Source organism: Curtobacterium sp. MMLR14_002, from assembly GCF_001864975.1.
Lineage (GTDB): Bacteria > Actinomycetota > Actinomycetes > Actinomycetales > Microbacteriaceae > Curtobacterium > Curtobacterium flaccumfaciens.
In genome coordinates this window covers 57191-67319 of record NZ_MJGT01000051.1, presented here as the reverse complement: position 1 = coordinate 67319, position 10129 = coordinate 57191, and the positions used below count along the sequence as shown (strand labels likewise).

The following is a 10129-nucleotide window of genomic DNA, read 5'->3' as shown; positions in this document are numbered from 1 at the left end:
GTGAAGTGTCGGTCAGCGCGTGAGCTCGTACAGCTCAGATGAGGACGCCATGCGAGCGGAAGAGCGCAACGAGGCGGTCGGGCTCGACGAGGTGCCACCAGGTCACGCGGATGACGGCCCTGACTGCGGGGAGCGCACGAAGCCGGTCCTCACGACGTTTCTCGGCCCAGAGGACGTCCGCGGGATCGCGCCCCTGCAGCATCGACGGGTCGACGTACTTCTGCCGGCCGTCGAACTCGACGACGACGCCGAGCGACGGGAACCAGAAGTCGACGCGGTCGACTGTGCCGTCAAGGTGCCGGAACTCGACCTGCGGCTCACACGAAGGGAGCCCGACCTGCACGAACCGGATCGCAGCGAACGATTCGCCGACGGACTCGTGCCGTGCATCGAGCGCCGAGAGGACCGTCTCGGCGTGCACGGAGCCGCGTGCAGGACGGACGGGGACCACGCCGCGGAGGTCGTCCGAGGTGAGCACCCCCAGACGGACGCCGGCATCGACGGCCACGGCAGCGACGTGGGGCGACCCTGTCGTGATGAGCTCCGTCGCCGTGTCCAGGGGAGCCGTGACCGGTACGCCGTCGAACGCCGTCGCAGCCGTCCGCGGCGCCGGACCGCTCGGATGTCGGACGAGACCGGCTCGGTGTTGGATGACCGGGACAGCTGGGTCGACCACGTGGACCCGATCGGGTGCGTCCCCGACCAGTGGCCAGCCGTGGATCAGCGCGGCGGTGACGTGGGAGAACACCGAGCCACGACGCAGCCGTGGCGCGATCGCCCGTGCTCGGGCGAGGTGCTGGCCGACGGAGCTCAGCGCGTTCCACTCGTCGGTCGCGATGTACACGCCCGCGAGGAGGCGAACCAGCGACCCCGAGGTGTGCCGGCGTTGCAGGAGTCGCGCGTTGGTCGGGTCCTGTCCGGTGGCACGGAGCAGGTGCGGGCGGTGGGTGCTCTCGTTCATGCCGTGATGTTCGTCGTCGTCCGCAGCCGACGGTGTCGCGACGGGACATCTGTGGACGACGTGGTCTCGACGTGGCAGCTGTGGACGAGGAACCGCGTCGCGAGTTCACGCGCTCACCGACAGTTTGCGGGCGACGGCGCGCGTGAAGTGTCGGTGAGCGCGTGATGTCGGCGCGGGCGGGCGGGCGGCGCGGCGCGACGCGGGCGCGTCAGCGCAGGGTGCTGTGGCGGCGGCCGTAGGCCAGGTAGAGCAGGGCGCCGGCGACCATCCAGATGCCGAAGGCGATCCAGGTGGTGGCGCCGAGGAACACCGCGAGCAGCACGCAGCTCAGGGTGCCGAGGACCGGCACGACGGGGAACAGCGGCACCCGGTACGAGCGCTCCAGGTCGGGCTGCGATCGGCGGAGCACGATGACGGAAACGTTCACCAGGGCGAAGGCGACGAGGGTGCCGATGCTCGTGGCGTCAGCGAGTTCCCCGAGGGGCACGAGCGCGGCGACGATCGTCACGGCGATCCCGATGATGAGCGTGTTCGCGATCGGGGTGCCGGTGCGGCGGGAGACCCGGCCGAAGACCTTCGGCACCAGACCGTCGCGGGACATCGTGAGCAGGATGCGGGTCTGGCCGTACAGCACGGTGAGCACGACGCTGGCGATGGCGACGACGGCGCCGATCGAGAACACGAGGGCGACCAGCGGCTGCCCCGTGACGTCGACGACGATGCGGACGAGCGACGCCTCGGACGACGAGAACGCGGTCCACGAGCGGGCCCCGACGGCAGCGATCGCGACGAGGATGTACAGCGCGGTGATGAGCGCGATGGAGCCGATGATCGCCCGGGGCAGGTCGCGGCGGGGGTCCTTCGCCTCTTCACCCGCGGTCGAGGCGGCGTCGAAGCCGATGTACGAGAAGAAGAGCCGTGACGCGGCGGCGGTGACCCCGGCGGCGCCCATCGGGGCCAGCGGCTCGAAGTTCTGCGCCCGGAACGCCGTGAACGCCACGACGACGAAGAAGACCAGCAGGGCGATCTTCACGATCACCATGACCGTGTTCACCCAGGCGCTCTCGCGGGCACCGGGCAGCAGCACGGCGGTGGCGAGCAGGACCAGGACCGCCGCGGGCAGGTTGACCACGCCGCCGTCGACCGGGGGAGCGGAGAGCGCGGTGGGCAGGTGCAGGCCGAACACGCGGAGGGTCTCGTCGACGTACTCGCTGGCACCCACGGCGACCGCGGCCACCGAGACGGCGTACTCGAGCACGAGGCACCAGCCGCAGATCCAGGCGATGCCCTCGCCCATCGTCGCGTAGGTGTACGAGTAGCTGGACCCCGAGGTCGGGACGGCGCCCGCCATCTCGGCGTACGACAGCGCGGACAGCAGCGCGGCGATCCCCGCGACGACGAACGAGATCCAGGCGGCGGGACCGGCGAGCGGGACCGCGGTGCCGAGGACGACCAGGATGCCGGTGCCGAGCGTGGCCCCGACGCTGATCATCGTGAGCTGCCAGACCCCGAGCGACCGACGGAGCGGTTCACCGTTCACACCGCGGGAGGCTTCGGCCTGCAGCTGCTCGATCGGCTTGCGGCGGGCGAGCTGGGCCCCCAGGGACGTGGGACGTGACGGCGCGGACGACATGGGACCTCGGTGGTGCGGGGACGGGGACGGCACATGCTCGCACGCCCCCTGAACGGGGTCAAATACTGCGGTGCTGTGGACAGGGCGGTCGATGTCCGAGCGCGGGGCTACGGTGGCTCCATGAGCATGGGACACGGCGGGCGAGGCGGCGGTCCGCGCGGGGGCGGGCGCATCTCGAGCGGCGACTTCCGCGCGCAGAAGGCCGCCAACGCCGAGGCGCCGAGGATCCCGCACCTGGTCCGGCGCATCGCCGCGCTGTTCGAGCCGCACCGCCGGGCGATCATGCTCACGGTCGTCCTCGTGCTGATCGGTGCGGCCATCTCGGTCGTGCCGCCACTGCTCACCCAGCAGGCGTTCGACCGTGGGCTGTTCCCGCCGTCGGGTCGCCCCGACGTCCCGGTGCTGATCGAGCTCGTGTCCGCGATGGTCCTGCTCTGGATCGCGAGCGCCGGGGTCGGCGTCTGGCAGACGTACCTGACCGCGACGGTCGGCAACAAGGTCATGGGTGCGATGCGGATGCGCCTGTTCGCGCACCTGCAGCGAATGGAACTCGCGTTCTTCACCCGCACCAAGACCGGCGTCATCCAGTCACGCCTGCAGAACGACGTCGGCGGCGTGGCGAGCGTGCTGAACAACACGATCTCGTCGGTGCTCGGCAACACCGTGACCGTGATCGCCGCCGTGGTCGCGATGCTCCTGCTGAGCTGGCAGATGACGCTGGTCGCCGTGGTCCTGCTGCCGCTGCTCGTGATCGCGCAGCGCCGCGTCGGCCAGGTCCGCGCCCGCATCGCCGCGCAGACGCAGGAGTCGCTGTCCGACATGACGGCCATCACCCAAGAGGCGTTGAGCGTCTCGGGCATCCTGCTGGCGAAGAGCTTCAACCAGCAGGCCAGCGAGACCCGCCGCTACGGGGACGAGAACCGCAACCAGATCACCCTGCAGGTCCGCCAGCAGATGTCCGGGCAGTGGTTCTTCGCGATCGTGCAGATCTTCCTGTCGATCATCCCGGCGATCATCTACGTCGTCGCCGCGTACCTGATCATCGGCGACGTCCCGATCACGGCCGGCACGATCGTCGCGTTCACGACGGTGCAGTCCCGGCTCCTGTTCCCGACGGTCGGGCTGCTGCGCGTGGTCCTCGACCTGCAGACCTCCGGTGCGCTCTTCGCCCGCATCTTCGAGTACTTCGACCTCAAGCCGGCCATCACGGACTCGCCGACCGCCCGGCCCGTGGACGAGTCGAAGGTCGGCCACGTCGCCTTCGACGACGTCGTCTTCACCTACCCCGACGGCGAAGCCGACAAGCCGACCCTGCGCGGGGTGTCGTTCGAGCTCCGCCCCGGGCAGTTCGCGGCCTTCGTCGGTCCCTCCGGCGCGGGCAAGACGACGGTGTCCTACCTGGTGCCCCGGCTGTACGAGGCGACCGAGGGATCGGTGCGGTTCGCCGGGCAGGACGTCCGCGACCTGGTGCACGAGGACCTGATGCGGCACGTCGGCATCGTCAGCCAGGAGACGTACCTGTTCCACGCCACGATCGGCGAGAACCTGCGGTACGCCAAGCCCGACGCCACCGACGACGAGCTCGAGCGTGCGGCCCGTGCGGCGAACATCCACGACACGATCGCGTCGTTCCCGGACGGTTACGACACCGTCGTGGGGGAGCGCGGCTACCGCCTGTCCGGTGGCGAGAAGCAGCGCATCGCCATCGCGCGGGTCATGCTGAAGGACCCGCCTGTGCTCGTCCTCGACGAGGCCACCAGTGCACTCGACTCCATCTCGGAACACGTCGTGCAGACGGCGCTCGACACGGCGGCGGCCGGTCGAACCACCATCTCGATCGCGCACCGGTTGTCGACGATCCGCGACGCCGACGTCATCTTCGTCCTGGACCACGGGCAGATCGTCGAGCAGGGCACGCACGACGAACTCCTCGCCCTCGACGGCACGTACGCCCAGCTGCACCGGCAGCAGAACACGTCGGCGGACGTCGTCCGGCCCTGACCGGTCGTGGTCGCGACCGGGCGCCGGACAGGAGGCCCGTGGCGGCGTCCGCACGGGCCTCCCGTCCGGCGCGCAGCGCGACCAGAGCACGTCGCCCGCCGCGGGATCACGGTGCGTTGTCCGCGCGCGACACATCCCAGCGGGACGCGGGGACCGCGTCCTAGACTCGACGCCGTGCGTTACGCGAACTCCGTCGTCGACCTCGTCGGCGACACCCCGCTCGTCAAGCTCAACCGGGTGACCGAGGGGGTGCGGGCGACCATCCTGGTGAAGGTCGAGTACCTGAACCCCGGTGGGTCGTCCAAGGACCGCATCGCCACCCGGATCATCGACGCGGCCGAGGCCTCCGGTGACCTGCGCCCCGGCGGCACCATCGTCGAACCGACCTCCGGCAACACCGGCGTCGGTCTGGCGCTGGTCGCACAGCAGCGCGGCTACCGGTGCGTCTTCGTGCTGCCCGACAAGGTCGGCGAGGACAAGCGCAACGTGCTGACGGCGTACGGCGCCGAGATCGTCGTGACCCCGACCGCGGTCGCGCCGGAGCACCCCGAGTCCTACTACTCGGTGTCGGACCGGCTCGTGCAGGAGATCCCCGGCGCCTACAAGCCGAACCAGTACGCGAACCCGAACGGTCCCCGCAGCCACTACGAGACCACCGGTCCGGAGATCTGGCGCGACACCGAGGGGCAGATCACCCACTTCGTCGCGGGCGTCGGCACCGGCGGCACGATCTCGGGCACCGGACGGTACCTGAAGGAGGCGTCCGACGGCGGCGTCCGCATCGTCGGGGCCGACCCCGAGGGCTCCGTGTACTCCGGCGGCACCGGTCGCCCGTACCTGGTCGAGGGTGTCGGCGAGGACTTCTGGCCGAGCGCGTACGACGCCGGCGTGCCGGACGAGATCATCGCCGTGTCGGACGCCGACTCCTTCGCGATGACCCGGCGCCTGGCGCGCGAAGAAGGACTGCTCGTCGGCGGCTCGAGCGGCATGGCCGTCGTCGCGGCGCTCCGCGCGGCCCGTGACCTGACCGACGACGACGTCGTCGTCGTGCTGCTGCCGGACGGCGGCCGCGGCTACCTCGGCAAGATCTTCAACGACCGGTGGATGCGCTCCTACGGCTTCGCCGAGACCGACGACGAGCGCACCGTCGGCTCGCTCATCGCCGGCAAGGACGGCCGCCTGCCCGACCTCGTGCACGCGCACCCGGCGGACACCGTGCGCGACGTCGTCGACATCATGACCAAGTACGGCGTCTCGCAGATGCCCGTGCTCAGCGCGGAGCCGCCCGTCGTCATCGGCGAGGTCGTCGGCGCCGTCGAGGAGAAGGCGCTGCTCGAGCAGGTCTTCACCGGCACCGCGAAGATGTCGGACGCGCTCACCGGCTTCGTCGGCGACCCGCTGCCGCTCATCGGCGTCGGCGAGTCGGTCTCCGCGGCGCGTCGTGCGCTCGAGTCGGCCGACGCGCTCCTCGTCGTCGCGGACGGCAAGCCCGTCACCGTGCTGACCCGGCACGACCTCCTCACCTACCTCTCCGAGTAAGGAACCACCGAGCATGACCGAGTTCAGCACCCGGGCCGTCCACGCCGGCCAGGAGCCCGACGAGACCACCGGCGCCGTCATCCCGCCGATCCACCTGACGTCGACGTACGTGCAGGACGGCGTCGGCGGCATGCGCAACGGGTACGAGTACTCGCGCGCCGGCAACCCGACGCGTGACTCGCTGCAGGTCCTCCTGGCCGACCTCGACGGCGGCGTCGCGGCGTCGTCGTTCGCGTCCGGGCTCGCCGCCGAGGACGCCCTGCTCCGCGCCGCGCTGGTCCCCGGTGGCCGCGTCGTGATGGGCAACGACGTGTACGGCGGCACCCACCGCCTGGTGAGCCGGCTGCACGTGCCGTGGGGCGTCGAGCTCGTCGTCGTCGACATGAGCGACCTCGACCAGGTCCGCGCAGCCCTGCAGGGGGCTCCGGCCACCACCGTGCTGTGGGTCGAGACGCCGACGAACCCGCTCATGAAGATCGCCGACATCGCCGCGCTCGCGACCCTCGGCCACGAGTCGGGCGCCCTGGTGGTCGTCGACAACACGTTCGCGTCGCCGTACCTGCAGCAGCCGCTGTCGCTCGGTGCCGACGTCGTCGTGTACTCGACGACGAAGTACCTCGGCGGACACTCCGACGTCGTCGGCGGAGCCGTCGTGCTGGCGGACGAGGAGCTCGCGGCGAAGGTGCAGTTCCTGCAGTTCGGCGCGGGCGCGATCTCCTCGCCGTTCGACGCCTACCTGACCACCCGTGGCATCAAGACGCTCGCGGTGCGCATGGAGCGGCACTCGCGGAACGCGCAGGCCGTCGCCGAGGCGCTCGTCGTCGCGCCCGGCGTCGAGCGCGTCTACTACCCGGGCCTGCCCGACCACCCGGGGCACGACGTCGCCGCCCGCCAGATGCGCGGCTTCGGCGGGATGCTCTCGGTCGCGCTGTCCGGCGGCGCCGAGGCGGCGAAGCGGTTCGCGGAGTCGACGGAGCTGTTCGCCCTGGCCGAGTCGCTCGGCGGTGTGGAGTCGCTCATCGGGTACCCGAGCGAGATGACCCACGCGTCGGTGAAGGGCACCGAGCTGGCCGTGCCGGAGAACGTGGTCCGCCTGTCGGTGGGCATCGAGGACGCCGGCGACCTGGTGGCGGACCTGGAGCAGGCGCTGGCGCGCTGAAGCGGGCCCTGCTGCCGCGGTGACGCGGGCACTGCTGACGCGGGACTCGGGACGCGGGACGCGGGACGCGGGACGCGCCACCGTGTCGTCGGCGCCCACCCCTACGATGTCGTAGGTGAGCACAACGGCGTCGCGGACCAGCCTGCTGAGCGGGCCGTACGCCCTCGCGACGATCGGCATGGTCGCGATCGTCGGCGTCGCGGCGTTCCAGAACCTGGCGATGACGACGATCATGCCGGTGATCAGCCGCGACCTCGACGGCGAGACCCTGTACGCGCTCGCCTTCGCCGCGCCACTCGCCGCCGGGGTGCCCGGCATGGTCCTCGCCGGCAACTGGGCCGACCGCGCGGGCGGACGGATCGTGGCCTGGGTGTCGGCGGTCTTCTTCGCCGTGGGGACCGCCGTGGTGATGCTCGCGCCGACCATGGAGGTGTTCCTGGCGGGGCGCCTCATCGAGGGGTTCGGCGCCGGGGCGATCGACGTGGTGCTGTACGTGCTGGTCGCCCGGATCTTCCCCGCCGAGCTGCACGGACCGGTGTTCGCCGGGTTCGCCGCGGCCTGGGTCGTCCCCGCGCTGATCGGTCCCGCGCTGGCCGGCATCGTCACCGACACCTGGAACTGGCACTGGGTCTTCGCCGGGGCCCTGGTGATCGCGCTGGCCGCGTTCGTCCTGCTCGTGCCGACCCTCGGCCGGTTGCACGCCCCGGCCGCGTCGCTCCGCCCGCCGTGGCAGCGGGTCCGGATCGGGTGGTCGGTGGCCGCGGCCGTGTCGATCCTGCTGCTCAACGTCGCGCCCGACCTGACCCCGTGGGGCATGGTCGCGGCCGTCGTCATCGGGCTGGTGGGCACCTGGTTCGCCCTGCGGCCGCTGCTGCCCACCGGGACGTTCCGCGCCGCGGCCGGGCTGCCGTCGGTCGTGCTGCTGCGCGGGCTCGTCGCCGCGTCGTTCTTCGGGAGCGAGGCGTACGTGCCGTTCCTGCTGCAGGCCGAACACGGGCTGTCGCCGTCTGCCGCCGGGCTCGCCCTGACGGTGGCGGCACTCAGCTGGGCCGCGTCGAGCTGGGCGCACGGTCGTCTGGGGGAGCGGCGGCTCACCGCCCGGCGCACCTTCGGGGTCGGGCTGACGCTGGTGCTCGTCAGTCTGGTGACCGCGCTCGCGGTCGCGACGTTCGACCTGTCGTGGTGGGTGCTGGTCGCCGGCTGGTTCGTCGGTGGTGCGGGCATGGGCGCGATCTACCCGCGCGCCTCGATGCTGACGCTGCGGTTCTCCGGCGAGGGCGACGACGGGTTCGCGAGCTCGGCCCTGACGATCGCTGATGCCGCGGGCAGCGTGATCGGTCTCGCGGTGACCGGCCTGCTCTTCACCGCGACCGGTGGCGCCGACGGCACCGTGTCGTTCCCCCTGGTGTTCGCGGCGATGATCGGGTTCGCCGCGCTGGCGATCGCGGCCGTCCGACGGCTCGGCCCCGTGCCTGCGCCGGTGACGACAGCCCCGGCAGGCCCGGGCGGAACAGTCCCGTCGCGGACTCCGTCGTCGCACGGCCCGGCCGCCGGGTAGCGTGGCAGACCGGACCGAAGAGGAGACCACCGTGCTGCGCATCGTCGCCGTGACCGTTGCCCTGGCGGCGGCCCTGACCCTGGCCGGGTGCCAGGGCACGACGTCGGCTGCCCCCACACCCGTGCAGAGCACCGACCTGACCAGCTCCGACGGCGGTTTCGACCAGCAGGCCGTGATCGGTGTCGTCCTGGTGCACGACGACGCGGCACTCGCCGACCGGCTCCGCACCGACCTGACGGACGCCGGGTTCCGGCCGGACGTCCGGGTCGCTCCGGCATCGGGTGCAGCGGCGTCGCAGCGGACCGCGGTCGCCCAGCTCGTGCGGAAGGGGGCCAAGGCCCTGCTCGTGCACGCCGCCCGACCGTCCGCGCTGACCGGCGTGATCCAGACCGCCCACGACGCCGGGGTCGTCGTCGTGTCCCTCGGTGATCCGCTGCCCGCGACCGGCACTGGTGGCGACGGGGTGTCCGCCGACTACCGCGTGCCGTCGGGGGGCGACGACGCCGACACCGCGGCGACGGCGGTCGACGTCGTGGAGTCCCTGCAGCGCGGCGAGAAGCCGGAGACCGACCCGACGGACGGCGACACGACGGACGCCGAGTAGGAGCGGTCCGCTCAGCTCCACCACGCGGGGAACGACAGCGTGATCGTCTCGACCAGCGCCTTCCGCGACCGGCGGGGCCCGGCGAGCCAGGCCTCGATCGCCCCGACGAAGCCCTGCGCCACGAACCCCGCGGCGACGTCGTCGAGCAGGTCGGGCCGGTGGGCGGGGTCGAGCTCGCGGATGTGCAGGGCGCTCGACACCGTGAAGTGCTCGACGAGCAGCCGGTGCAGCGAGGCGTCGTTCGGGTCCGGCAGCGCCTTGCCGTAGATGTCGCGGTGCGTCGTCACGTGCTCGACGACGGCGTTGATGCCGCGCCGGGTGATGGCCGCGAGCTCATCGGCTCCGGCGCCCCGATCGGCGGCGGCCCGGCGCTCGTCGGCGTCGTCCTGCCGGATGCGGTCGAGTTCCGGCGTCAGGACGTCGGCGAGCAGCGACCCGGGGGAGACGGCGTGCGAGTAGAACGTGGCCCGGTTGATGCCGGCGGCACGCGTGACGTCGGCGACGGTGATCTCCGAGACCGGTCGGTCCGCGGCGAGTCGCAGGATCGCCTCGCGCAGCGCTGCAGTGGTGTGCAGGATCCGGGCATCCACCATGACGCCCACCCCCTTCTGATCCGCTTCACCCGGAAGGCCCCCGAGCAACCCGACGCTACCGCATGGTCCGCGCCGGGCCGA

General features: G+C 71.9%; 8 protein-coding genes. 5 read left to right on the top strand and 3 right to left on the bottom strand.

The window, feature by feature from the left end; all coding sequences use genetic code 11:
- Positions 1 to 34 precede the first annotated feature (34 nt).
- Together BIU91_RS08320 and BIU91_RS08315 are read right to left on the bottom strand one after the other, a co-directional pair.
- Positions 35 to 961: a hypothetical protein gene (locus BIU91_RS08320; RefSeq protein ID WP_071405029.1), complete on the bottom strand. Its 927-nt coding sequence runs from the start codon at positions 959 to 961 to the stop codon at positions 35 to 37.
- 208 nt (positions 962 to 1169) lie between these two features.
- Complete coding sequence (locus tag BIU91_RS08315) at positions 1170 to 2594, bottom strand: amino acid permease (protein WP_071405028.1); 1425 nt, start codon at positions 2592 to 2594, stop codon at positions 1170 to 1172.
- 126 nt (positions 2595 to 2720) lie between these two features.
- Between BIU91_RS08315 and BIU91_RS08310 the strand changes: the two genes are divergently transcribed.
- From BIU91_RS08310 to BIU91_RS08290, 5 genes are all read left to right on the top strand, one after another.
- The gene (locus BIU91_RS08310) at positions 2721 to 4595 is read left to right on the top strand and encodes an ABC transporter ATP-binding protein (protein ID WP_071405027.1); all 1875 of its coding nucleotides are present in this window, start codon (positions 2721 to 2723) and stop codon (positions 4593 to 4595) included.
- Between the two features lie 174 nt (positions 4596 to 4769).
- The gene (locus BIU91_RS08305) at positions 4770 to 6134 is read left to right on the top strand and encodes a cystathionine beta-synthase (RefSeq protein ID WP_071405026.1); all 1365 of its coding nucleotides are present in this window, start codon (positions 4770 to 4772) and stop codon (positions 6132 to 6134) included.
- Positions 6135 to 6147: 13 nt separating this feature from the next.
- Positions 6148 to 7293: a cystathionine gamma-synthase gene (locus tag BIU91_RS08300; RefSeq protein ID WP_056070707.1), complete on the top strand. Its 1146-nt coding sequence runs from the start codon at positions 6148 to 6150 to the stop codon at positions 7291 to 7293.
- Between the two features lie 115 nt (positions 7294 to 7408).
- The gene (locus BIU91_RS08295; RefSeq protein ID WP_071405025.1) at positions 7409 to 8851 is read left to right on the top strand and encodes an MFS transporter; all 1443 of its coding nucleotides are present in this window, start codon (positions 7409 to 7411) and stop codon (positions 8849 to 8851) included.
- Position 8852: 1 nt separating this feature from the next.
- The gene (locus tag BIU91_RS08290) at positions 8853 to 9455 is read left to right on the top strand and encodes a substrate-binding domain-containing protein (protein WP_071405024.1); all 603 of its coding nucleotides are present in this window, start codon (positions 8853 to 8855) and stop codon (positions 9453 to 9455) included.
- 11 nt (positions 9456 to 9466) lie between these two features.
- Here the strand turns inward: BIU91_RS08290 and BIU91_RS08285 are convergent, their stop codons facing one another.
- Positions 9467 to 10048: a TetR/AcrR family transcriptional regulator gene (locus BIU91_RS08285; protein ID WP_138803833.1), complete on the bottom strand. Its 582-nt coding sequence runs from the start codon at positions 10046 to 10048 to the stop codon at positions 9467 to 9469.
- Positions 10049 to 10129: the final 81 nt, after the last annotated feature.